Origin of the sequence: Pseudomonas typographi (genome assembly GCF_014694385.1) — a bacterium.
Lineage (GTDB): Bacteria > Pseudomonadota > Gammaproteobacteria > Pseudomonadales > Pseudomonadaceae > Aquipseudomonas > Aquipseudomonas typographi.
This window is the reverse complement of sequence record NZ_JAAOCA010000040.1, coordinates 25,259-48,020: the sequence shown is the minus strand read 5'-3', so window position 1 is coordinate 48,020 and position 22,762 is coordinate 25,259. Positions and strand designations below refer to the sequence as shown.

The 22,762-nt window shown below is 63.1% G+C and carries 19 protein-coding genes and 1 pseudogene; 9 read left to right on the top strand and 11 right to left on the bottom strand.

The features are described from left to right. Positions 1-4: 4 nt before the first annotated feature. Both ddlA and HAQ05_RS23930 read right to left on the bottom strand, forming a co-directional pair. A complete protein-coding gene (gene ddlA, locus HAQ05_RS23935) occupies positions 5-1,102 on the bottom strand; it encodes a D-alanine--D-alanine ligase (protein ID WP_190425559.1) in 1,098 nt (365 codons plus the stop codon). Between the two features lie 254 nt (positions 1,103-1,356). Then, positions 1,357-1,914 carry a cytochrome b gene (locus HAQ05_RS23930; protein WP_190425556.1) on the bottom strand — a complete coding sequence of 186 codons (558 nt, stop codon included), beginning with the start codon at positions 1,912-1,914 and terminating at the stop codon, positions 1,357-1,359. 117 nt (positions 1,915-2,031) lie between these two features. Between HAQ05_RS23930 and HAQ05_RS23925 the strand changes: the two genes are divergently transcribed. Both HAQ05_RS23925 and HAQ05_RS23920 read left to right on the top strand, forming a co-directional pair. Beyond that, on the top strand, positions 2,032-3,825 hold the full coding sequence (locus HAQ05_RS23925; protein ID WP_190425553.1) for a thiamine pyrophosphate-requiring protein: 1,794 nt from the start codon (positions 2,032-2,034) through the stop codon (positions 3,823-3,825). Between the two features lie 324 nt (positions 3,826-4,149). Further along, entirely contained in the window at positions 4,150-5,415 is a 1,266-nt protein-coding gene (locus HAQ05_RS23920; protein WP_190425552.1) for a sensor domain-containing phosphodiesterase, read from the top strand. A 50-nt stretch (positions 5,416-5,465) separates the two neighbouring features. On the opposite strand, the gene HAQ05_RS23915 is transcribed toward HAQ05_RS23920, so the two are convergent. The 4 genes and pseudogenes from HAQ05_RS23915 to HAQ05_RS23900 form a co-directional block, all read right to left on the bottom strand. Then, positions 5,466-6,647 (bottom strand): catalase family protein, encoded by a 1,182-nt coding sequence (locus HAQ05_RS23915; protein ID WP_190425549.1) that lies wholly within the window; start codon positions 6,645-6,647, stop codon positions 5,466-5,468. Further along, positions 6,644-8,446, bottom strand: a complete 1,803-nt coding sequence (locus HAQ05_RS23910) for a di-heme-cytochrome C peroxidase (protein WP_190425546.1) — start codon at positions 8,444-8,446, stop codon at positions 6,644-6,646. Before HAQ05_RS23910 ends, HAQ05_RS23915 begins: the two co-directional genes overlap by 4 nt. A 64-nt stretch (positions 8,447-8,510) precedes the next feature. Continuing rightward, a pseudogene (locus tag HAQ05_RS23905) lies at positions 8,511-11,681 on the bottom strand (M10 family metallopeptidase C-terminal domain-containing protein); the annotation flags it as partial. Between the two features lie 437 nt (positions 11,682-12,118). Continuing rightward, a complete protein-coding gene (locus tag HAQ05_RS23900; RefSeq protein ID WP_190425539.1) occupies positions 12,119-12,415 on the bottom strand; it encodes a DUF2845 domain-containing protein in 297 nt (98 codons plus the stop codon). A 148-nt stretch (positions 12,416-12,563) separates the two neighbouring features. Here HAQ05_RS23900 and HAQ05_RS23895 point away from each other — a divergent pair, with 148 nt between their 5' ends. After that, positions 12,564-12,830 (top strand): hypothetical protein, encoded by a 267-nt coding sequence (locus HAQ05_RS23895; RefSeq protein WP_190425536.1) that lies wholly within the window; start codon positions 12,564-12,566, stop codon positions 12,828-12,830. Between the two features lie 17 nt (positions 12,831-12,847). On the opposite strand, the gene HAQ05_RS23890 is transcribed toward HAQ05_RS23895, so the two are convergent. Next, a complete protein-coding gene (locus HAQ05_RS23890; RefSeq protein ID WP_238935295.1) occupies positions 12,848-13,390 on the bottom strand; it encodes a histidine phosphatase family protein in 543 nt (180 codons plus the stop codon). Positions 13,391-13,460: 70 nt separating this feature from the next. On the opposite strand from HAQ05_RS23890, the gene HAQ05_RS23885 reads away from it, so the two are divergent. Beyond that, positions 13,461-14,180 (top strand): alpha/beta hydrolase, encoded by a 720-nt coding sequence (locus HAQ05_RS23885; RefSeq protein WP_190425531.1) that lies wholly within the window; start codon positions 13,461-13,463, stop codon positions 14,178-14,180. A gap of 4 nt (positions 14,181-14,184) precedes the next feature. Here HAQ05_RS23885 and HAQ05_RS23880 read toward each other — a convergent pair whose 3' ends face one another. Next, complete coding sequence (locus HAQ05_RS23880; protein WP_190425528.1) at positions 14,185-14,343, bottom strand: hypothetical protein; 159 nt, start codon at positions 14,341-14,343, stop codon at positions 14,185-14,187. A gap of 178 nt (positions 14,344-14,521) precedes the next feature. Between HAQ05_RS23880 and HAQ05_RS23875 the strand changes: the two genes are divergently transcribed. From HAQ05_RS23875 to HAQ05_RS23865, 3 genes are all read left to right on the top strand, one after another. Then, positions 14,522-14,854 (top strand): hypothetical protein, encoded by a 333-nt coding sequence (locus tag HAQ05_RS23875; RefSeq protein ID WP_190425525.1) that lies wholly within the window; start codon positions 14,522-14,524, stop codon positions 14,852-14,854. Between the two features lie 202 nt (positions 14,855-15,056). Then, positions 15,057-16,532, top strand: coding sequence for a GntR family transcriptional regulator MpaR (gene mapR, locus HAQ05_RS23870; protein WP_190425522.1), 1,476 nt, complete (start codon positions 15,057-15,059; stop codon positions 16,530-16,532). Positions 16,533-16,735: 203 nt separating this feature from the next. Continuing rightward, a complete protein-coding gene (locus HAQ05_RS23865) occupies positions 16,736-17,164 on the top strand; it encodes a response regulator (protein ID WP_238935296.1) in 429 nt (142 codons plus the stop codon). 27 nt (positions 17,165-17,191) lie between these two features. Here the strand turns inward: HAQ05_RS23865 and HAQ05_RS23860 are convergent, their stop codons facing one another. Both HAQ05_RS23860 and HAQ05_RS23855 read right to left on the bottom strand, forming a co-directional pair. Further along, positions 17,192-18,343, bottom strand: coding sequence for a hypothetical protein (locus tag HAQ05_RS23860; RefSeq protein WP_190425587.1), 1,152 nt, complete (start codon positions 18,341-18,343; stop codon positions 17,192-17,194). Between the two features lie 83 nt (positions 18,344-18,426). After that, positions 18,427-19,728 carry a sigma-54 interaction domain-containing protein gene (locus HAQ05_RS23855; RefSeq protein ID WP_190425520.1) on the bottom strand — a complete coding sequence of 434 codons (1,302 nt, stop codon included), beginning with the start codon at positions 19,726-19,728 and terminating at the stop codon, positions 18,427-18,429. Positions 19,729-19,878: 150 nt separating this feature from the next. Between HAQ05_RS23855 and HAQ05_RS23850 the strand changes: the two genes are divergently transcribed. After that, positions 19,879-20,760, top strand: a complete 882-nt coding sequence (locus HAQ05_RS23850; RefSeq protein ID WP_190425517.1) for an MBL fold metallo-hydrolase — start codon at positions 19,879-19,881, stop codon at positions 20,758-20,760. Positions 20,761-20,865: 105 nt separating this feature from the next. Next, on the top strand, positions 20,866-21,675 hold the full coding sequence (locus tag HAQ05_RS23845) for a sulfite exporter TauE/SafE family protein (protein ID WP_190425515.1): 810 nt from the start codon (positions 20,866-20,868) through the stop codon (positions 21,673-21,675). On the opposite strand, the gene qhpR is transcribed toward HAQ05_RS23845, so the two are convergent. After that, on the bottom strand, positions 21,652-22,725 hold the full coding sequence (gene qhpR / locus HAQ05_RS23840; RefSeq protein WP_190425512.1) for an AraC-like transcriptional regulator QhpR: 1,074 nt from the start codon (positions 22,723-22,725) through the stop codon (positions 21,652-21,654). The genes HAQ05_RS23845 and qhpR overlap by 24 nt on opposite strands. Positions 22,726-22,762: the final 37 nt, after the last annotated feature.

The window sequence follows — 22,762 nt, the reverse complement described above, 5'->3', positions numbered from 1 at the left end:
TCATTCAACGGGTGTATTGCAAGGTTTGCTTAGCCTGGTCGCGCTCCAACGCGAGATCGATCAGCCGGCTTACCAGCTCACGGTAGCTCATGCCAGTGGCTTGCCATAGCTTGGGGTACATGCTGATGCGGGTGAAACCCGGCAAGGTGTTGAGCTCATTGACCAACACCTGGCCATCGGCGCCTAGGAAAACATCCACCCGTGCCAGCCCCGCGCATTCCAGCACCCGGTAAGCTTCGACGGCGAGTTGGCGAATCCGTTCGCTATCCTGGGCCGCGATGTGCGCCGGCACCACTACCTGGGCGGCTTGCTCGTCAATGTATTTGCTGTCGTAAGAATAGAACCCGCTGCCCAGTACGATTTCGCCGCAGCCACTGGCCACCGGCTGCTCGTTCCCCAGCACCGCGCATTCGATCTCGCGGCCATCCACCGCCGCCTCGATCAATACTTTCTCGTCGTAGCGCAGGGCGTGGGCCAATGCCACGTCGAACCCGGCTTGGTCGCACACCTTGCTCACGCCCACCGAAGAACCCATGTTCGCCGGTTTGATGAACAGTGGCAGGCCAAGTTGCGCCTGTACCTGGGCAAAATCGACGTGGCCGGCCTGCGCCCGGCGGATGCACAGAAACGGCGTGACCGGGATGCCGGCGTCGCGCAGCAACCGCTTGCTGATGTCTTTGTCCATGCAGATGGCCGAGCCCAGCACGTCGGAACCCACGAAGGGTAGGCCAAGCATGCGCAACAGCCCTTGCAGGCAACCATCTTCGCCTTGGGTGCCATGTACGATGGGGAATATCACATCGACCTGGCCGGCCACCGCGTTGGCGCCGGTGGCCTGCAGCGCGCCGGTGGCCTGGCCGGGGCGTAACGTGAGCGTGCGGTTGGTGCGGTTCAGCGCGATCAAGGCGGGGTTGTCTTGTTCGAGCAAATAGTCGCTGGCGTCGTTCAGGTGCCAGTTGCCTTGTTTGTCGATGCCGATCAGCACCGGCTCGAAACGCTCAGGGTCCAGTGCATCAATGATGTTGCGCGCCGATTGCAGGGACACCTCGTGTTCGGCGGAGCGGCCACCGAACACGATACCGACGCGGATTTTACCTTTCATACGCTAAGGGCCCTCGTACATGGCGCGCGCTCGTGGTTGCGTGGCCATGGGAACAGTTATCCAAAAAAGCTTCAACACGGGGAAGGCCATCGCCGGCGCTACCAGGCGGCACTATACCATCGGAGCGTCTTTACCCTCGGTGGCTCGTGTGGTGCTTCATCGGGGTAGCCGCACGCTGTGAGTGGCGGCTTTACCGGCGTGCCGCGTTGGCGCAAGCGTCATGCAATGGCCATGGGGGCGCGCGAAGCAGCCCGCTAATCGCGGTGTTCCTTCCCCGGGGGCACCTGCTGGGCCGGCAGCATCCGTTCGAGCAGGCCGTCACGGCGAACCGCCACATGCCACACGGTCGCCGCCACGTGCATCAACACCAGTGTGTAGAGCACGAATTGCCCCGCCAGGTGAACAGTGTCGGCCCATTGGCCCAGTGCGTGGTGGGTGGGGAAGCCCGGCAGGGAAAACAACCTGAATATCGGCACCGGCTGGCCATTGCCAGCCATCAGGTAACCGGTCACCGGCATCACCAGCAGGGTCATGTACAGCAAGCCATGGTTGAGCGCCGCCAACACCCTGGCCCACTGCGCGATGCTGGCTGGGTAGGGCGGGGCGCGGTGGCGCCAGCGCCAGGTCAGGCGCAGCACCACCAGTAGGAACACGCAAAAGCCCGTGGACTCATGCAGCAAATACCAAAACACCCGCTCTCGCCCCGGCGGGAAGTTTTCCGCCACCCACACGAACGGTAGTAACAAACACAATGTGGCCGCAGTCAGCCAATGCAGCGCCTGGGCGAAGCCATGGTACCGGGCTAGAGCCATCGCCATGCCTGCCCATGGCCAGCGAGGTTCTGCCCCGGCGCCAGGGTTTTATTGAACTGTGCCCTGGCGCCGGTGGGTCTACCGGAAACAGCCGCAGCCTCTGAGGGGGATGGATACATGTCGCAGACCGTCAGTGATTTTCTTGTGGAACGCTTATATCAATGGGGCGTCAGGCGCATCTTCGGCTATCCCGGCGATGGCATCAATGGGATGTTCGGTGCGCTGGCAAGGTTCGGCGGCAAAATCGAATTCGTGCAAGCCCGGCACGAGGAAATGGCTGCGTTCATGGCCTGCGCCCATGCCAAATTTACCGGGGAACTGGGTGTGTGCATCGCCACCTCCGGCCCGGGTGCCAGCCATTTGCTAACGGGCCTGTACGATGCACGCATGGACCACATGCCGGTGTTGGCTATCGCCGGCCAGCAAGCGCGCACTGCGTTGGGCGGGCATTATCAGCAGGAGCTGGACCTGGTATCGATGTTCAAAGACGTAGCCGGCGCCTTCGTGCAGCAGGCCTCGGTGCCGGCGCAGGTACGCCACCTGCTCGACCGTGCGGTACGCACTGCGCTCGGCGAGCGGCGGGTCACGGCGCTGGTACTGCCCAACGACCTGCAAGAGCAACCCTATAGCGAACCGCCTCGCGCCCACGGTACGTTACACAGTGGTATAGGCTATAACCGGCCACGGGTGGTCCCGGCCGAAGCCGACCTGCAACGCGCCGCTGACGTGCTTAACCGTGGCGAAAAGATCGCCATTCTGGTCGGGGCTGGCGCCTTGGGCGCACAAGCCGAAGTGCAGCAGGTGGCCGAATGGCTCGGTGCCGGGGTGGCCAAGGCGCTGCTGGGTAAGGGTGTGCTGCCCGACGACTTGCCCTGGGTCACGGGCACCATCGGCTTGTTAGGCACCGAGCCCAGCGACAAACTGATGAAAGGTTGCGACACCCTGCTGATGATCGGCTCAGGGTTCCCCTATGCGGAGTTTCTTCCAAAGGAAGGCCAGGCGCGGGCGGTGCAAATCGACCTCGCGGCCGACATGCTGGGGTTACGTTACCCCATGGAGGTAAACCTGCACGGTGACGCGGCGCAAACGTTGCGCGCGTTACTGCCGTTGTTGCACGAAAAAGACCGCAGCGGTTGGCGCAAAAAAATCGTGGGCTGGCGCGAAAAATGGGAAGCGACGTTAGAGAAGCGTGCGCTGGCCAGCGCCAAACCGATCAACCCGCAACGGGTGGTGTGGGAGCTGTCGCCGCGCATCCCGGCCGATGCCATCGTCGCCTGCGACTCTGGCTCCTGCGCTAACTGGTATGCGCGCGACCTCAAGGTGCAACGTGGCATGCTGTGTTCACTCTCCGGCGGGTTGGCCTCGATGGGCGCGGCGGTGCCCTATGCCATTGCCGCCAAGTTCGCCCATCCGCAGCGGCCGGTGATCGCGTTAGTAGGGGATGGCGCCATGCAAATGAACAACATGGCCGAATTGATCACCGTCGCCAAATACTGGCAGCAATGGGCCAACGGTCGCTTTATTTGCGCGGTGTTCAATAACCAGGACCTGAACCAGGTCACCTGGGAACAGCGGGTAATGGAGGGCGACCCGAAGTTTTCGGCCTCGCAAACCATTCCCGATGTGGCCTATCACCGTTTTGCCGAATCGCTGGGGTTTTTAGCGATCAAGGTGGTCACCGAAGAGGCCGTCGCCAGCGCCTGGGAACAGGCATTGGCCAGTGACCGGCCAGTGCTGCTGGAGTTTACCACCGACCCCGACGTGCCCCCGTTGCCCCCGCACATTACCTTGGAGCAGGCGCGTAAGTTCGCCGGCACGTTGCTCGCCGGGGACCCGGACGAGGCGGGCGTACTGGTACAAACGGCCAAGCAGGTGCTCGGCGCCGTATTACCGGGCACTAAAAAGCCGTGAAAATGATTGCCGCCGGCTGAGGTTGGCGGCAACCGGTGTGGCGTGCCAGGCGATCGCGCTGGGCCCGCTGGGCGAATGCATTGCCGGGGCAGGGTGGCGACATAGCCGCGCCTTGCAACCGGCGGCAATGCCGCGAGGCGGCAAAAGGCACCGCCAAAACGGTACATCCCACCTCAGCGACACCCGCCTTTCGCGGTGGCTACAGTGCTGTTGGTCCGAAAGTGTCGGTTCAGGCGTCAAAACGACAGGGTTTTCATCGAAATTCATATCAAGCAGAACTACGCTGGTGATAACGAATTTTCAGGCCACAAGGAGGGACTGGCCATGTCGTTCGCCAATGTGGTGTCCTTGGAGCCCCACGCAGCAGCGGGGCCAGGGGGGATTGACCGGGTGCTGCAGGCGCTGCGCCAACACTTGAACATGGACGTAGCGTTCATTTCGCAGTTTCGTGAGCAAGACCGCGTGTTCACCCATGTGGACAGCGAAGGCCCAGGCCCGCTTAAGGCCGGTGATTGCTTGCCGATGAAAACCGGCTACTGCCAGAAGGTCGTGGCCGGTGAGCTGCCACAGCTGATTCCCGACACGGCGGTATTTCCGGTGGCCATGGCGATTCCCGAAACGTTGTCGCTGCCCATCGGGGCGCACATGAGTGTGCCGATCCACCTCAGCGATGGCCGGTTATACGGAACGCTGTGCTGTTTTGCCTACAAGGCCGATCACAGCCTGACCGACCGCGACTTGCAAATGATGAAGGTGTTCGCCGAATTGATCTCCGAACGCCTGGAGAGCGACCTGCGCGGGCTATCGGAACGCCTTCGCAAGCATCGTTTTATCAGCGACGCCTTGGTTGGTTCACGCATGTCTATCGTGTACCAGCCCATTTTCGACGTTGAAAACGGGCGGCTATGTGGCTGGGAATGCCTGTCGCGCTTCAGTGGCGAGCCATCGCGCAGCCCGGACCTGTGGTTCAAGGAGGCAACCGAGGCTGGGCTTGGCCGGCAAATGGAGGTGCGGGCCATCGAAACGGCGCTGGTCGGCCTTGCCAGCTTGCCGGTCGACAGTTACCTAGCGCTCAACTGTTCGCCGCAGATGTTCCTCGGCGATGGCCTGGCCGAGCTGTTCGAACCGTACCCGGCCGACCGGCTGGTACTGGAGGTTACCGAGCACGCCATCGTCGCTGATTACGCCAGCTTGGTGCAGGCCATGGCACCTTTGCGCAAACGTGGGCTGCGCATCGCCATCGACGACGCCGGTGCCGGCTATGCGAGCATGCGCCACATCATCAAGCTTAACCCAGACATCATCAAGCTCGACATGAGCCTGACCCAGGGCATCGACCACGACCCGCAGCGGCGGGCCCTGGCATCGGCGCTGATCGCGTTCGCCCGGGAAACCGGTTGCGGCATCGTCGCCGAGGGGGTGGAGTGCGTCGCAGAGCTTGAGATGCTCAAGCACTTGGGCGCCGACAAGGTACAGGGCTTCCTGCTTGGCCGGCCAATGGTGTTGGCCGACGCCATTCAGTTGGTGGCCGAGCGGCAGCGCTCGGGCGCGCAGGTTTATCAAATGGCGCCCGTGGCGACCCACCATTGACTGCGCAGCGCCGTGGGCACGTTGGGGTCGAATCGGCAGGGGCCACGCCATTAGCGCGCTTGCTCATTGCGCCCATGCCGGTATTCGCTGACCGCCTCGTACACCGCTTTGCGCAAGCGATTGATGCCGCCAACCGGGCGGTGCGCTTCGATGCCGTGCCACGGGTTGAACGACAGGTTATCGCACGCCAGGTTCTGCGCTGGGGTGTCGAAGTCCTGGGCGGGCACGCGGATGTGTGCCACGGTCTGGAACGCCGAGTCGCTTTCCTTCCATAGCACGCTGGTATCTTCCAGCGGCATGTAGCGCCGGGCGTCTTGCAGTTGGATTTGCAACGCGAAGCAGGCCGGCACGCGGTCGGCGGATAGCTGCTGGTAGAGGGCGCCGCGCAAAAAGTTCGGCTCATCGCGGTTGGGCTTGGGCAGGGTATACGCCGGGCACGCCGAAGGCTCGGGAATGACCCGGAACTTGGCATTGGCTGCCCCATATTTGTAGGGCGACACCGAATAATAGGTGGCCTCGGTGGGGCTGGCCGGGGCCTCGCTCAAGGTGGCCAGGGCGATGAACAAATGCCGTAGCTGCCAGGTGCGAGGGTCCCACGACGGGAAAAATGCCAGCACCTGCTTGCCATTGGCCTGGGCGGTAAAGTTCTGTTGGTACTCGGCCACGTCGCTGACGAAGAAATTCGCATGGTTGAACATCACGAAATCCTGCTCGTGGCGGGCCTGCTGGCTGGGCATCAGCGGCGTGCCCGGTACATCCACAAGCTTTAGCGCCAAACCGCGGGCGTCGCGCAGGTTGTCGAACTGCGGGTAGGCATTGCCGTTAGACAGTCGCATCCACGCCTGCCAGGTTTTACCCGGTTCGGCGAACACCCCCTGGCGCAGGGGTGCCGGCAACCCGGCGGCCACGGCCACTTCGGCTTGTACACAACCGTGGGCTTTGGCGTGGGCATCACGCAGGTAGCGGGTGTTGTCGCGGTGCTGGTCGACGATACGGATCGCGGTCTGGATAATACCTTGGGTCATGGCCGCTTCCCCGGGCGGCACCTGCTCTTGCGCCGCCACCGGCCCGGAAAACTTCCAGGCGTACCATGCCGTACACAGCCCCCAACCAGCGGCTGCCAACAGCGCAACGGCCAGCAGCAGGCGCCCGAGCAGGCGGCCAAGGCGTAACCATAGGCGGGCCCACAGGCTTAACGGCTTGGCGCCGGTGAATAGGCTTCGATCATTCATGGCAGGTGTTTCTCCAACGGGCCGCCGAGCACTTTAAGGTATTCGAGCAGCGCCCAGCGCTGCTGCGGTTGCAGCAGTGGGCCAATCACCCCACGGCCTTGCGGGCCATCGCGAAACTCATGGCCGCTGTTGTGGTTGCCGATCAGCCGGGTGTCGTAGAAAAAGCCGCCGGGGAATTTATCAGTGCGGTAGCCCATGTGGCGCGGGTCGAATTCGAAGGTGCCACGGTAAAAGGTCTGGTCGCGTTCGGTTTGGGGTGAGAGCAACTGATACAGGGTGGGCACCGACCCATTGTGCAAGTAGGGTGGGGTGGCCCATACCCCGGCCAAGGGGCGCGCCTTATAGGCACGCAGCTCACGCACGCCGATGGGCAGGCCGAAACCGTTCATTTCACTTTGGCGCGCCGGCGCGGTGCCTGCGTCGCGGTAGGCGCGCTGTTCAACGAACGCCGTGACCCAAGCCAGCGCCATGGCCACCGAAACGTTATGCAGGTCGGGTTTTTCCACCTTGGGTGTGACCCCCAGTTGGTTGAGTTCGGCCGGGTCCCATTGCAGCGCTGAGACGTCATAGCGGTTATCGGCAATGTTGTCGGCGGCGGTGGAGTCGGTGCCGATCACGCTGGTAGGGATCATGTTCAATTGCGCCACGGGGCGGCCACCCTGTTCGCTCACCGCTGGCACGTGGCATTGCGCACAGTGTTGGTCAAAAAGTGCGCGGCCCTGGGCGGCACGGGCGAGGTCTACCTTGCCCAGCACCGCTTCCGGCCAGGCCGGTGGTCGCAAGCGCTGCAAGGTGGTTTCGAGTTGGTAAAGGTCTTCGAGGCGCACGCTGGAGGGGTAGCGGTCTGCCCCGGCCAGGGGCTGGCCGTGCTCGTCGAACAACGCCAAGGTGGCACCTACGCCGAGGGCTTCACCGATGTTGCGCGCCATGGGCTGTTGCGCCGAGCCGTTCCACTGCACCCAGGCGAAGGTCCAGATGTCCCACAACTGCGGATAATCCACCGGCGCGTTGCCTGGGCGGTAATTGCTGGGGGAAATGCCATCGCCGAACGTGGCATTGGCGATGCGGCCGAAGGCATCCGTGCGGCCGGGGCCTTCCTGGGTAGGGTAGAGGCCGCGGTGGGTATCGTTCCAGGCGGCCCGCAAGAAGCGGCCTAGGGAGGCTTTCAAGGCCGTGCGCAATTGCGCTTTGCTGGCGGCGCTGTAGCCATCGCCAAGCACCTGCTTGGCAAAACGGTCGAATTTCCACGGCAGGTAATAGGTGGCCGCCAGGCTGGCCACCAGCGCCTGGCCGAAACTGCCGCCGCGCAGCGTGGGGACCGTGGAAGGCAGCACGTGCTGGGCGCTACCGCCGTCGATGCGGATGGCGGTGCCGTTGAAACGCAGCTCACCGGTGTGGCAGGCCGCGCAGGTGATGTCGAGGTAGCGTTGGCCGTCACCGGCATTAACGTGCGAGGTAAACCCCACCGGCAGGTTGCCGGGGTTTTGCGCACTGGGTTGCTGATCGGGGCTGAGCAGAAAGCCAAAGCGCCCCAATTGCTCGGGCGCGGCAAAATGGTTCGTGGAGAAGGGCAGCTCCAATGCAGTGAACCAGCCGTAAGGCAAGCCTTTGACCTCAGTACCCTGCGGGGTGAAGTAGTAGGCTTGGCGGTCGGCTTCGCTCCATTGGTCGAGGTACAACAACGACTGTGCCGGGGTATAGGCCGGCAGGTTGGGCCGCGCGATGAAATACAGCACCACGCATATGGCCAGCACGGCCAGCAGCAACAGGCAACTTAGGGTGCGGAGCAGCGGGCGCATCAGGCACTTCCTTGGCGATGAAGGCGGTTGTTATGCCTGATGCGCTCAATACTGGCAAGTGGCTTTAACTGCTGACGAAGTCACTGGCCTGTAGGGTTTTGACGCCCGTCAGCTGAATCTCGAATTCCGCCGTGGCGTCGGCATTCACACTGCCGTACAGCACCCCGCTGTCAAAGCGCAGTTGGCCGCTGGCGTCGGTGGCGCTGAAGGCTTGGCTGCCAATGAACGTGAAGTCGCCCAGCGCGGTCAAGTCCAGTTGGTCATGCTCGGCGCTTTTGAACCCTACGATCACGTCGCGGGCAGCCCCGCTGCCCAGTTCGTCGAGGCTGTTGAACACGTAGGTGTCGGCCCCGCTGCCACCGGTCAAAGTGTCGGTGCCGCGCCCGCCCGCCAAGCGATCATCACCCGCGCCGCCTAGCAACGCATCGTCGCCGGCCCCGCCTTCGAGGACGTTATCGGCACTGCTGCCGGTCAGTTGGTCGGCAAAGTCGCTGCCCAACAGGTTTTCGAAGCGTTTCACCACGTCGGTGCCGGAGCCGCCGGTGGCCTGCGCCTGGGTGGTGCTCAGGGCAATGCTGACGCCGGCCGAGGCGTTGGCGTAAGACAGCGTGTCGATGCCGTCGCGGCCATCGAGCACATTATCCCCCGCGCCGGCGACGATCAGGTTATCCAGGTTGTTGCCAGTGCCATCGGCGGCTGTGCTGCTGTCGATTACCAGGATCTCGGTGTTCTCGGCCAGGGTATAGGCGGCCAAACGGCTGTACACCGTGTCGACACCCCCGGTGGTAGCGTCGCTGTTGGTTTCGATCACGCTGTCGTCGACGTTGTCTACCACGTAGATGTCAGAGCCGTCGCCGCCGGTCATGCTGTCGGCCCCGGCACCGCCGTCGATCAAGTTGGCCGCACCGTTGCCGCTGATGAAGTTGCGCAGGCTGTTACCGGTGCCGTTGATGGCTGAGACGCCGGTCAGTTCCAGGTGTTCGAGGTTGGCGCCGAGCACCCAGCTCACCGAGCTTTTCACCGTGTCGATCTGTTTATCGTCGGGGTCGGTTTCGATCACTTGGTCGCCTGCGTTGTCGACGATATAGGTATCGTTGCCGCCCTCGCCGTTGAGCGTATCGGCGCCCAGGTCGCCGTCGAGGGTATCGTTCTGGTCCGTGCCCACCAAGGTGTCGTCTTCGTCGGTGCCTTGTATGTCATGGCCTTGTTGGTTGGCCGCGTCATCGAAGATGCTCTGTACGCTGTTGTTATCGGTGGGGTCGCCGGTATAGCCAAGGTCGTCGGCGATATAGTCAGCCAGGCGCTGGCCGACGATTTCATCGGACTCCTCATGCAGGTGCCACACGTCATCGGGGTAGGTCACCGGGTCCACATCGTAACGCAGCGGAAGGTCGGAATAATCCACGGCGAGCTTCACGTCATCGCGCTCAGCGGCTATTTGCTCCTGAACTTCGCGCACCGTTACCACGCCGTCTTGGATGCTGCTGATCTTGGCCTCGTCATAGCCGCGTGCGGCGGCGCCTTCAGCCTGGTAATTGCCCGTTTCCATCAGGTACACATCGAAGTCGCCCAATTGGCTGTGCAGGTAGTCGAACACTTTCAAGGTCGATTCCTTGTACAGCGCCGCAGCGGCCACCTTGTCGGTCGCCCGGGCAATCTCCTGGGCGGCTTGCTCCCCTTGGCCCCAAATAATGCCCATGGTCACTTGGTCGATCGCCTGCAAGCTTGCCAATTGCTCCTTGAGCAGCCCGACCGCGCGCAGCAGCAACGCACCGGGCTGGTCAGTGTCGGTCAGCCACCAGGACAGGCTCAATTCTTCCGCGCTGCCGGTAGACAACCCGCACACCGTGCTGCCGCCGATGGCGATATCGATGTCGTTGCCGTCGGCATCGGTGAATTGGCTGCGCACGTCGTAATCGGTGTAGCGGCTCAGGTCCTTGACCATTTCGCTGATACCGGATTGGTCGTCGTCTTCGGTCATGCCCATCAACCGTGCGTTGGATTGCCCCAGGGTGGGTAGGTACAAAATGTGTTGTGGCTCGCGTTCGGCGAACACGAAATCCGAGGCCGACAGGCTTGCGGAGAGGTCACCGGCCAGGGCCACTTCGAAGCGGTGGCCATTTTCATCGGGCTCGGCAGATTTGATATAGGTTTTATCGCCAGCATCGTTCACGGTGATATACAGCGTGTGGCTGCCGCCGTCGCCGAGCCCCAGGAAACCCAGGGCACTCACATCGATCTTGTCCTGGCCTGGGGTGAAGTCGTAGAGCGTGTCGGTACTGGTGATGCCGCCGGTGTTGTAGTCGCGGTAGCTATCGTCCACGCTGCTGAAGCGAAACGTGTCGGCACCGCCTTCGCCATACAGCGCGTCGCGCCCAGCGCCGCCAACGAGTACATCGTTACCGGCGCCGCCCTTAAGGGTATCGTTGCCACCCAGGCCCTGGATCAAGTCGCTGGCCGCCGTGCCCGTGAGGGTTTCGCCGGCTTCGCTGCCGGTCACCGTATTGCTCGGGGCATCGGCCACGGCCAGGACGAAGGCGTCGCTGACCGACAGCCCGCTGGGATCGGTGGCGGTCACCAATACGCTGTAGTCACCGGCCGCCTCGGTGCCGGGGGTACCGCTGAAGGTGCGTTTGGCCACATCGAACACCAACCAGGCGGGCAGGGCGCTGCCGTCTTGCAGGGTGGCGCTGAACGTCAAGCTGTCGCTGTCCGGGTCGGAAAACGCGTCGGTGGGCACGGTGTAGGCAAACGCCACTTGCTCAGTGGCTTGCGCATCGCTCAACGGCATGGAAAGTACTGGCGCATTGTTAGACACCGCGGCGCCAGCGAAGATGAAATGGCTTGCGCTAAGGGTTGCCGAATAATCCCCCTGCAAGGCAACCTCGAAGCGGTTGCCTGCGCTGTCGGCTTGGCGGTCCTTAAGGTAGGTACGGCCATTGCTGGCGTTGTACACCACTTGCAGGGTGCCATCGAGGCCATCGCCCAAACCGGTATACCCCAGTGCCGACACATCGAGCAGGTCGGTGGCCGGGTCGAAATCCACAATCAGGTCGGTGAATGATTGGCTGGCGGTCCGGTAGCTGTCAGTGATGGCTTCGAAGGTAAAGGTATCGCTGCCGCCACCGCCCGTGAGGCGGTCCGCGCTGCCGGCACCGATCAATACCTCATCCGCGGTGGTGCCGGTGAGCTTGTCGATACCTTGGGTACCTCTCAGCACGCTGGCGGAGGCTGTTACAGGTTGCACCGTAGGGCTGTACAGCGCGGTGAATTGCTCGTCCAGGGTGCTGCCTTGCGTTTCGCTTAACAGCGTTTTTACGTTGAAAATCATAGCCCTGCCTCCATCGGTGGTGCGTAATTGCAAAAGACCGCCAAAAAATAGTCGGTTTTCTGCATCGCGGCAGGTATGACACATAAAATCGGCGAGCGTCTGCCCGCGTGTCAGTTTTAAGTCGCAAGCTGGACGAGTGGCGATATGCCTATAGAAAATGGACGGTTTTTTGACGACTTCGATTGTTACGAAGAAAGGAAGAGAGTTTTTTATCTATTCGATAGCTAGCTATCTAGGGGCGGCGTACAGTGAATTCCGTCGGGCCCGCCAACGGCTCGAACACTCCCCCCGCGTAAAGGGCCAGGCACATTTTCCTCTTGGGTGCCTGGCTTTTTTTTTGCCTATTCCTTGCCACTGCTGATCTGGGCCAAGTGCCCGTCGATGAACCGCAGGCGCTGGTACAGCCCGTTGCTTGGCCCATAAACCCAACGCTCTACGGTCACAGCGTGATCATTGGCCTGGTGGTCGCGCAGGATGGCCGCCGGCAAAATCTGCTTTTGAGCCGGTTCGCCACATTGGTGTACTACCTGCAGGTCGCTGTCCCCTTCGCTGACCAAGCCATGGGGACATTGCAGCGGCGCGGCTTGAGCGGTGCTGGCGAGGGCGGCCGCAAGGGCCATGAGGGCAAGACGCAGCATGGTGCAATTACTCCGTGTATAAAAAAACTGCAGGATAGCGCAACGGCGGCCCATGAAAAGAGCAGATAAACGGTACGGATCCATTCTGAACCGCTGCGTTGACCTGCCAGTCGATAATTCAAACAACAGCAATAAACGGAGAAAGCATATGGACGTGTACCGGATTAAACCGTCGGAAAACGGCTGGGGGCTTTATGAGAACGACCAAGCGGAGCCCTTGGTGGAAGCCAGCGCCTTGCATGAGGTGATGGAACAGGCCGAGCGGGTGATCGGCGAGCGGCGGATGTCGGTACAGATCCGTTACCGGCACGGCGCCCCGGAAGAGTTTCGCTTGCACGCCGAAGCCTCGCAAAGCCTTGGCGCCCGTGCCGGAACGGCCGGCGATAGCCTGCCTGGCGCGGCGCCATGGCGATAGGGGTGGTAATACCGCGCCTACTCGCTACCCAAGCGCACCCGCCATACCCCCACCCGGCTCAGCCGCAGCCGCGCCCAAGGCGCGATGTCCAACTGTGCGGCGCACGCCACCGGCAGTTGTAGGCCACGGATGAACGCTGCGCGCATCACCCAAGGGTGGGTCACTGCGGTGTACTGCCCAGGCGGCAAGGCGTCGAGCCACTGGCCGACGCGTTCGCACAGCGCCACCAGGCTCTCGCCCGCATGCGGCGTGGCCGCCGGGTCCTGCAACCAGCGGCTTAGGGCCGCGGGTTCAGCCTGTTCCAGTTCCTTCAGGGAGCGGCCCTGCCAGCGGCCGAAGTCGCAGTCTCGCAGGGCGCCACAGCGCGTGGCGTGGCCCAGCAGTGCGGCACTGTCACAGCAACGCCGCTCCGGTGCGCACAACAGCGTACCGGGGAACTCGCCAGTCGGGGGCAAGGCCGCCTCGATAGGCTCTTCGGCGGTAGGAAAGCGGCCTTGGCGTTGCGCCTGGGTGCCGGCGTGGCAGACCAGCAGCAAGCGAGTGGCTTTCAAACATTTCATCCTTAAGCGGGTCAGAAACGGGCAGGCTGCGCCCAGCGTGAAAGTATAATCCCAACCTTGAGGCCGTTGCATGAAGCCGTTGATCACCGCGTTGTTGTTGCTAGGCTGCCTATATGCCCAGGCGCAGCCGGTATTGCAAACCGACCTGGCACTTAAATACTTGGTACAGACGGGCCCGCATCCACAGGGCCAACCCTTGGTGATCTTCATTCATGGCTATGGCGCGAACGAAGAGGATCTATTTTCCCTCAAGCAGCGCCTGCCGGCGGATTACACCTACCTGTCGGTGCGCGCGCCGCTGGAGATGAGCGATGGCGGGTACAAATGGTTCACCCGCTTGCCCGGCAACGGCGAATACGACGGCGTGCCGGACGAACTCGCCGCCAGCGAGCGCTGGTTGACCTCGTTCATCCAGCAAGCGCAACACAAATATGCCACCGATGCTGCGCACACTTACCTGGTGGGCTTTAGCCAAGGGGCGATCTTGAGTTACGAACTGGCCTTGACCAACCCCCGCCTGGTGGCCGGCTTCGCCGCGTTAAGTGGCAAGGTGTTGCCGCAATTGCGCGAGGCGGCCAAGCCATTGCCTGGCGTTGAGCGGCTGAAGGTGTTCATCGCCCATGGCACGGCCGACTCGGTGCTACCCTACGACAGCGCGCCGCAGGCAAATGCTTTGCTTCAACGTTTGGGTGTAACACCGCAATTTCACGTATATCCGGGCATGGACCATACGGTAAACACCCAAGAGGTCACCGACCTCGCCACATGGTTGCAAGGTTCTACGCAATGACCGATCAGGTTTTTTTCAAGCGCTGCCGCACGCGGCGTGGGAGGGGCCTGGGTGAGCGACGTTCGGGAGGCTCATCGTTGTCGTTGGCCGCCGGCTCCGTTTGCGTGGGCCGCATGGCCAGCGCGCTGGCAACGATTTGCACGGGGTTGGAGATATTGGACATCGGGGCGCCTTCACTTGCGAATGTCATGCAGATAGAAAGGCAAAAAGCCATCTAGTTCCCCAATCGCCTGCCACCCCGCTAGGCGGTACCCCGGGGTTACCGCCCAGCCGATGGTGGGCACCTTGGAAAACCCCCAGCATCTAACCTGTGCATGTTCTTCTATCAGTGGAGGTTACCGATGGATATCCAAGGCCAACAGGGTTATGCAAGCCGTACCAGCAGTGCCGGCCATGACGATTACTTTCCCGACGTGCCGCCCGGGGCCGAACGTTATCGGCACCGCGTCAGCTACTTGTTCAACGGCCAGCCCCGCAGCCATGAAATCGAACACAGCCAAGCTGAAATCGCGCCGGAGATCGCCGCTCGCCGCTTAATGGCGCTGCATTATGGTGATAGCGAAAACAGCCTGTTGATGCCGCCGGCGGGCACAGCGGCTGAACAGGTGATGGACCAGGCGCAAGTGATGGGTATCAGTGCTTTGCAAACCCAGGCGGTGGGCCGGGCGCGCTAATTCCCGGGCCTGTCGGGCGAGCTGATAGCGCGCCTCGACCGCGGGGAGGGAGCGGGCTATTCACCGATGCTGTCCGCTGCCGTGGCGCGCCTGGCCACCCCGGGGAAGGTGAGCCGCGGCGGCGGCATTGCCCGCAACAACATCCGCGTGCCGTTGTTTGTGTAAGCGTCTGAGGCACCCCACTAGCTGGTATGCTTCGGCCATGCACAAACTCAAGCGTTATGAACGATTCGCCGACGACATCGCCGAACTCATCCGCACCGGCGTGCTGCTGCCGAACCAGCGCGTGCCCTCGGTGCGCCATGCCAGCCGCACCTATGGGGTAAGCCCGGCCACCGTGTTCAAGGCGTATTACTTGCTGGAAGACCGGGGCTTGATCCAAGCCCGTGAGCGTTCCGGCTATTATGTTCGCGAGCACGCCCAACGGCCGTTGCAACAGCCGGGCATCGGGCCACGCCAACTGCACGCCACCGAAGTGGGGGTCAGCGAGTTGGTATTCTCCGTGCTGGGCTCGCTCAAAGACCCGCATACCGTGCCGTTCGGCTCGGCATTCCCGAGCCCTGACCTGTTTCCACTCGGGCGTTTGGCGCGTTCCATGGGGCAGAGCCTGCGCCGGCTTAAACCGTTCGACGTGATCGCCGACATGACCGCTGGCAATGCTGACCTGCGCCGGCAAATCGCGCTGCGCTATCGGCTCAGCGGGGCGTTATTGGCGCAGGAAGAGCTGGTGATCACCAATGGGGCATTGGAGGCGTTGAACCTGTGCCTGCAGGCCGTGACGGTGCCCGGCGACTTGGTGGCGATCGAAGCGCCAGCGTTCTATGCCGCGTTGCAGGTGCTTGAGCGATTGAAGCTCAAAGCGGTGGAAATCCCCGTGCACCCACGCACCGGCATCGATTTGCAGGTGTTGGAAGATAGCCTAGCGCGGTTGCCGATCAAAGCCTGCTGGCTCATGAGCAGCTTCCAGAACCCTTTGGGTGCGAGCCTTTCTGCGGCCAGTGGCCAAGCGGTGGCCGCGCTGCTACAGCGCTACCAAGTGCCGCTGATCGAAGATGACGTGTACGCAGAGCTGTATTACGGCAGCCAGCCGCCGCGCCCGCTCAAGTATTATGATCAACAGGGTTTGTTCATGCACTGCGGCTCGTTTTCCAAAAGCCTGGCGCCGGGGTACCGCGTGGGCTGGGTGGCGGCTGGGCGTTTCGCCGAAAAGGTCAGCCAACTTAAATTGATGACCACGCTCTCCCCATCGGTGCCGGCCCAGGCCGCCATCGCTGATTACCTTCAACAGGGCGGTTATGATCGCCACCTGCGCAAGTTACGCCACCAGTTGCAGGCGCAACAGGCCGCGATGTTGGCCTCGGCGGCGCGGCATTTCCCCGCCAGCACGAAGGTGACCCAGCCCCAGGGCGGGTACTTCCTTTGGTTCGAATTCCCCGAACAGGTCGATGCGCTTAAGCTGTTCCGGTTGGCCCTGGCCCACGGCATCAGCCTGGCGCCCGGGCCGATTTTCTCAGCCACCCGCGGTTTTGGCCATTGTGCCCGGCTTAACCATGGGCACCCCTGGGGCGCGCAAAGCGAACAGGCGATGGCCGTGTTAGGGCAGCTTTTGCAGCACGAAGCCAGCGTAGCTACCACCGAGGATGCTGTTGCAGACGTTCAGCCAAGCGTTGGCGCTTAACGTTGCCGCCGGGCAAGGCCGCAAGCCCGGCAGCAAAAGGCACCGCCACGGTGGTGCAGCCAACAGCAGATATTGCATTACACATTCGCCAACCGCCTGTCGCTTGATCAAGCGCAACGTCCGAATTATCGCGGTTACCTGTTGACGAACCTCATAAGTGCGCTCGCAACCTCGGCAACGCACAAAATCAGGAAGTGAATCAGATGCATGGCGCTATTTTCAGTGAAGATGAATTAATGAACAACCCGCAGGCACAGCGCCGGGTCCTGGTGGTCGAAGACGAACCGATTATTCGGGACTTCGTCTGTGAGGTGCTCGGTTTAGAAGGTTTCGAAACCGAAGCGTGTGAGTCGGCCGATCAAGCGTTGGATTGCCTAGAGGACCATGCCGAGCGTTTCCAACTGCTGATCACTGACGTCCGCATGCCTGGTTCCTCAATGGACGGTGCTGAGCTGACCGACCGGGTGCTGGTTCAGTGGCCGATGATCCCGGTGATCATCATGAGCGGCCATGGAATGCCGGAAACCGCCCGCATTGCCGACCAGGTCGAATTCTTGCCCAAGCCGTGGACCATGGGCCAGTTGATCAACAGCGTGGAGAAACTCACCGCCGCTGAGCCTGCCCGGCACTGAACGCCCAAGCGCGCTCGGTGGCCGGGGTCAGCGCCCACGCATGAAAAAACCGGCCACGTACTTGCAAAAGGTGTCGATGCTTTTGAAGTCGGCCAGGCGCTTGAACGTATCGGATTGCGGCTCTGGGCCACGTGGCTGCGCCAGCAGCGACACGGCCAACACGCGGTCCCCGGCGGCGCTCAGTAGCAGTTCATCCTCACCGTGGCCGCCCAATACCGGCCGGCGCAGGCTAACCTGCAGCCCCTTACTGGCCATCCATTCGATCAGCCGCAACAACGCATGCAATGGCTCGCGCTCTTCGGCGCGGCACACGGGAAACAGCTGTTGGCGCGACAGCACCGGTAAGGTCGCAACGTGTATCAATTCATAAAATTGGCTACCTGGCAGCGCTGGCGAGTACACCCCCATTGCCAATAGCGGCCCGCTGCAAGGGGCGCCGCCCCACAAACTGTGATGGCCCTGGAAGTCGAAGCCGTTGCCGGCGTGCGCGGCGAACACCTTGCGCCCGCGCACGTCACTGACGCAGTCGAGCAGCAGCCCTTGGCGCCGGTGGCGGCCAAAGGCCGTGGAGGCTTGCAGGCGCGCCTTGAGCATCATCATGTGCTTCATGTCCAGGCGGGTTTCGAGGTAGTGGCTGGCCGGCACCCGTTCGATCAAGGGGTAACGCGCCGCCACCTGGCGCAACGCGCTGAACTGTTCGGCCAGGCTGCGCTTGGCGTTGGGTTGGACAGTGTTCAAGCCGGCGGCCTCAAGCCAGGTCAACAGCAAGTTGAGCAGCAGCGCACGGCTTTTGCCTCGCTCTGGGTCGTTGAAATCGGCCAATAGTTTCAGCGGGATATCCGGCGCCAGCCAGGCGGCCGGCAGCCCCGGGTCGGTGTCGGTTTCGCTGCGGCCCTGGTGGGCGAATGGGCAATGTGCGGCATGCTCAGGGGTGCCAGGGTTGTTCTTTAAAAACAGCGTACCGGTGTGGCCATTGAGCGTTACGTTAAGCATCGGCCATTGGCCTGCTTGGCAATCGCACGCCAGCCATTGGCCGGCCGCGCGGATGCCGAGCAGCCATTGGTTAGCTTGCAGTTGTTCACGGCCCTGCAGGCGTGCCTGGGCAAAACCCTCGAGCTGCGCCTGCTCGGCAGGGGTGAGGCTGCGCAATAACGCGCCGTGTTTGTCGACCAGCCGCATCACGGTTTAGGGCTCCCGCCAACGGACGAAGGGTAAAGGGTATCAGCTGTATATATATACACCCTGGTGAAAAAGTAAACACCTCATAACTGTTTAAGGCGCCGGTACAGTGTGCGCTCCGACACCCCCAATGCCTTGGCCAGCGCCTTGCGCGAGCCCTGGTAGCCGGCCAGGGTACGGCGCAGTTCAGCGCACTCGCGGGCGACCCGGCCGGGCGCGGCCGGGTCGCCCGCGGGGTCGCTGGCCGGTAAGTCTTTGAGGCGGATCACGCCATCGTCGGCCAGCAACTGCGCGCGTTCCAGCAGGTTGCGCAGTTCGCGGATATTGCCCGGGAACGCATAACCCTGCAGCCATGCCATCGCCGCCGGGTCCAAGCGCTTTGGCACGCCCTCGGCGTGGCGGCGCAGCAGGCTGGCGACCAGCAATGGCAAGTCTTGCTGGCGTTCGCGCAGCGCCGGCAGGTGAATCGGAAAGGCGCTGATACGGTAGTACAAGTCTTGGCGGAAGGTGCCCTCGCTAGCCATGGCCTTGAGCGGTTTGTGGGTGGCGCACACCAAGCGAAAATCCGCGTGCACCGAGCGCAGGCTGCCCACCGGGCGGAAGCTGCCGGCTTCGATCAGCCGCAGTAGCTTGACCTGCACCGCCAGTGGTACCTCGCCGATTTCATCGAGAAACAACGTACCGCCATGGGCCGCTTCGGCCAGCCCGAGCTTGCGCCCCACCGCGCCGGTGAAAGCGCCTTTTTCATAGCCGAACAGTTCGCTTTCGAACAACGCTTCACTCAGGCCGGTGCAATCGACCACCACGAACGGGCCCGCGGCACGGGTGCTGCTGGCATGCAAGGCGCGGGCGAACAGCTCCTTGCCGGTCCCGGATTCACCCTGCAGCAGCACCGGGATCTGTGCTGGCGCGGCGCGCTCAAGGTCTGCCAGGGCGCGCTTGAACGCGGGGCTGTGGCCCACCAGCCCGGCGCCCTGGGGCTGCGCGGCAGCCACACTCACTGTGCGCAACCGCTCTACGTAGCCGAATACCTGGCCCTGGCCGTCGACCAGCGGGCGCAGTTCCACATCGACATGCTCCGGCCCGCGGGGGCTATGGTGCACGTGCAGCACCCGCTCAGGCAGCCCGCTGTCGCGGGCCTTTTGCATCGGGCACAGCTCGCCGGCCTGATCACAGGGCACGGCGTAGTGGTGAGACACCTGGTGGCACTTGGCACCCAGATGAGGTTGGCTGGCTTGGCCGAATTGGCGCTGGTACGCGGTGTTGCTGGCGATGATGCGGTAGTCCGTGTCGAGCACGATGCACGGCAGTGGGTCGTGCTCAAGAAAGGCGCTGAGGGCCTGGGCGTCGAACATGGCGAGGGTGGGCTGGCTGAAAATGGCCATACTGCCACAAGCTGCCATCCAGCCGCCAGGTGGCTGCCAAAATGGCAGCCATGGCATTCCCATATTGCGCTACAGGCCCCGGTTTATGGGCGATGGGTGGCTGGCATGGATATTGACACCCCTGCATTCATTATTGCGACGGAGGCACCCATGGCTGATCGCCTGCAGGTCGAAGCGTTCTTTGACCCGGCCACATCCACCCTGAGCTACCTGGTACTCGACGCCCCATCTGGCGATTGTGCGGTCATCGACAGCGTGCTCGATTTCGAACCCAAAGCGGCGCGCACCAGTACCGCGTCGGCCGATCGCCTGATCGCGCGGGTGCGTGAGCTCGGCGCCACGGTGCGTTGGGTTCTGGACACCCATGTGCATGCCGACCACCTGTCGGCCGCGTTGTATGTCAAAGCCCAGCTGGGTGGGCAGGTCGGGATCGGCCAGGGAGTGTGCCGGGTGCAACAGGTATTCGCGCGCTGGTTCGACCTGGCGCGCTACCCGGTTGGCAGTGGTGCACCCTTCGACCTGTTGCTCGACGATGGCGCCACCTTGGCGCTGGGCGGGCTGGTGATCCGCGTGCTGCACACGCCGGGGCACACACCGGCCTGCGTGACCTATGTGCTGGAAGAGGCCGGCACGCCGCGGGCGGCCTTCGTCGGCGATACCCTATTCAGCCCCGACTATGGCACCGCCCGCTGCGATTTTCCCGGTGGCGATGCCCGCCAGTTGTTCCAATCCATCCAGCGCATCCTCGCCTTGCCACCGGCCACGGCGCTGTACCTATGCCACGACTACCGCCCTGGCGGGCGGGCACTTAGCTGTATGCAAACGGTGGCCGAACAGCGTGCTGAAAACGTGCATGTGCGCCACGGCACCGAAGAACAGGCCTTCGTGACGCTGCGGCAGGCGCGGGACGCGCAGTTGGAGCTGCCGGCGCTGATGTTGCCGGCGGTGCAGCTGAACCTGCACGCTGGCCAACTGCCGGAGCCCGATGCCGACGGTGTGCGCTACCTGAAAATTCCCTTGAACCTGTTCTAACGAGCCGCCTATGCCTGCTTTTAAATGCTCCCCAGCGTTGTGCCGGGGACCCTGGGAAAGCGCTGTAGCCTGGCCGTTGCGCCTGGCCCGAGCCAGGCAGCGCCCATGGCCAAGGCGGATGCCGGCGTGACCGCCGTTGTGCTCGGCGCATTGGTGGGGGCGGTGCTGGCACTGACCGGGGCCGGGGGCGGGATTTTCGCCGTACCGTTATTGATCCTGGTGCTCGGCTTGCCAGTGAACCAGGCGGCCCCGGTGGCGTTGCTGGCGGTGGGCTTCGGTGCGGCAGTGGGTGCGCTGTTGGGGCTGCGCGACGGTACCGTGCGCTATCGCGCCGCCGGGTGGGTAGCGGCGATGGGCTTGCTGGTCGCGCCGGCGGGGCTGTGGCTGGGCCAGCGGCTGCCTCACACACCCTTGGCGGTGGGGTTTGCCGCTGTGTTGCTGCTGAGCAGCCTGCGCCAATGGCGCGGGGGGTGCAGGGGGCCATCGCCGGCCGTGGCGTTGATGCCCTGCGTGCTCAACCCGGCGGTTGGCCGGTTGCGTTGGACCCTGCCCTGCGCACGGGCATTGGCCATCACCGGTGCGTTGGCTGGCGCGTTGTCCGGTTTGCTGGGTGTCGGTGGCGGGTTTGTCATCGTGCCGGCCCTGCGGCGTTGCAGCGACTTGCCGATGGCGAGCATCGTCGCCACGTCGATGGCGGTGATCGCGCTGGTTTCGGCCGGTGCGGTAGGCAGTGCGCTGTGGTGGGGGGTGTTGCGCTTGGACGTGGGGCTGCCGTTTGCCGCCGGTGCGGCCATCGGCGTGCTGTTGGGGCGCCGGTTGCTCAAGCGCCTGGCAGGGCCGAGTCTTCAAAAGGCGTTCGCCGTCGCCGGCGCGCTGGCAGCCGCGGCGCTGTTATACGCCACCCTGGGCCACTGAACCGGTGGTGTTGCGCCACTGCCGGGGGCTTACCCCGAACCAGCGGCGGAAGGCGCGGGAAAACGCGCTGGTTTCCGAATAGCCCAACAGCGGCGCCAGTTCGCTAATGCTCAGGCGCTGTTCGCGCAAGTGTCGCAAGGCGAGCTCCTGGCGCACCTGCTCGACCAACTGGCTGAAGCTCAAGCCATGCTCGCGCAGGCGCCGCTGTAGGGTCGTTTCGCCCAGCTGCAAGGCATGGGCAGTGTACGCCAGGCTCGGTTCGCCCAAGTGCAGGCTGCCGCGCAACCGTGCACGGGCCTGCTCAAGCACCTCGTGGGTACTGCCGCTGCCGCCCAACTGGCGCAAAGTGTCCTTGACCAGCATCAACAATACCGGGTCGCGCCCGGGCATCACCTGGCCGGCCAGGTCCCGCTTGGGGATCAGCAACCCGTTGCAGCGTTGGCCAAACCGTACCGGGGCGGCGAAAGCCTCACGGTGCACTGACGCGTCGGCCGGGCATTGATGTTCGAAATACACTTCGCGCGGCGCCCATGCCGGGCCCAACACGTGGCGCATCAGGTTCAGTGCCATGCCCAGGGTTAGCTCGGCATCCTGGCGGCGTTGGCCGATGGCGGGGTGGCGTACCAGGTAGTCGAAGCGATAACAGTCGCCCAGGTCCTTGAGGTCGATCAGCGTACTGTGCTGGTGCAGTGGAAACGCCGCGGCAAAGTTCACCAAGGCTTCTTCCAAGGTGGCCGAGCACAGCCCCACATACCCCAGCAAGCCCAAGGCTTGCGGTTTGAACTGTTGCCCGTAAAGCAGGCCGAAATGCTCACAGCCGGTTTGCCGGGCGGCTTCTTCGAGCAACTGGCAATAATGCGGCAGGCCCAGTGACAAGGTAGGGTGGCGCAGTTGTTCGGGGTCGATGCCGGCGCGGCCAAATACTCGGTCCAGGTCACCGCCTTGGCCAACGATGAAGGCATCCAAGCCGCTGGCGGCTGCGGATAACACACCCTGATGAACTGGGCGCGGGGCGCTAAAAGGGTTGAACTGGGCCGAAGTTTGCAACATGGATGAGGGTCGCCGGCTATTTGTATGAATTTGTTTC

Coding starts and splice junctions, on each gene's coding strand:
- HAQ05_RS23850 (WP_190425517.1), top strand. CDS start 19,879: ATGGCTGATCGCCTGCAGGTCGAAGCGTTCTTTGACCCGGCCACATCC.
- HAQ05_RS23925 (WP_190425553.1), top strand. CDS start 2,032: ATGTCGCAGACCGTCAGTGATTTTCTTGTGGAACGCTTATATCAATGG.
- HAQ05_RS23920 (WP_190425552.1), top strand. CDS start 4,150: ATGTCGTTCGCCAATGTGGTGTCCTTGGAGCCCCACGCAGCAGCGGGG.
- HAQ05_RS23860 (WP_190425587.1), bottom strand. CDS start 18,343: ATGCGGCTGGTCGACAAACACGGCGCGTTATTGCGCAGCCTCACCCCT.
- HAQ05_RS23895 (WP_190425536.1), top strand. CDS start 12,564: ATGGACGTGTACCGGATTAAACCGTCGGAAAACGGCTGGGGGCTTTAT.
- HAQ05_RS23865 (WP_238935296.1), top strand. CDS start 16,736: ATGCATGGCGCTATTTTCAGTGAAGATGAATTAATGAACAACCCGCAG.
- HAQ05_RS23890 (WP_238935295.1), bottom strand. CDS start 13,390: ATGAAATGTTTGAAAGCCACTCGCTTGCTGCTGGTCTGCCACGCCGGC.
- HAQ05_RS23875 (WP_190425525.1), top strand. CDS start 14,522: ATGGATATCCAAGGCCAACAGGGTTATGCAAGCCGTACCAGCAGTGCC.
- HAQ05_RS23880 (WP_190425528.1), bottom strand. CDS start 14,343: ATGTCCAATATCTCCAACCCCGTGCAAATCGTTGCCAGCGCGCTGGCC.
- HAQ05_RS23900 (WP_190425539.1), bottom strand. CDS start 12,415: ATGCTGCGTCTTGCCCTCATGGCCCTTGCGGCCGCCCTCGCCAGCACC.
- HAQ05_RS23910 (WP_190425546.1), bottom strand. CDS start 8,446: ATGCGCCCGCTGCTCCGCACCCTAAGTTGCCTGTTGCTGCTGGCCGTG.
- HAQ05_RS23915 (WP_190425549.1), bottom strand. CDS start 6,647: ATGAATGATCGAAGCCTATTCACCGGCGCCAAGCCGTTAAGCCTGTGG.
- mapR (WP_190425522.1), top strand. CDS start 15,057: ATGCACAAACTCAAGCGTTATGAACGATTCGCCGACGACATCGCCGAA.
- qhpR (WP_190425512.1), bottom strand. CDS start 22,725: ATGTTGCAAACTTCGGCCCAGTTCAACCCTTTTAGCGCCCCGCGCCCA.
- HAQ05_RS23855 (WP_190425520.1), bottom strand. CDS start 19,728: ATGGCCATTTTCAGCCAGCCCACCCTCGCCATGTTCGACGCCCAGGCC.
- HAQ05_RS23845 (WP_190425515.1), top strand. CDS start 20,866: ATGGCCAAGGCGGATGCCGGCGTGACCGCCGTTGTGCTCGGCGCATTG.
- HAQ05_RS23930 (WP_190425556.1), bottom strand. CDS start 1,914: ATGGCTCTAGCCCGGTACCATGGCTTCGCCCAGGCGCTGCATTGGCTG.
- HAQ05_RS23885 (WP_190425531.1), top strand. CDS start 13,461: ATGAAGCCGTTGATCACCGCGTTGTTGTTGCTAGGCTGCCTATATGCC.
- ddlA (WP_190425559.1), bottom strand. CDS start 1,102: ATGAAAGGTAAAATCCGCGTCGGTATCGTGTTCGGTGGCCGCTCCGCC.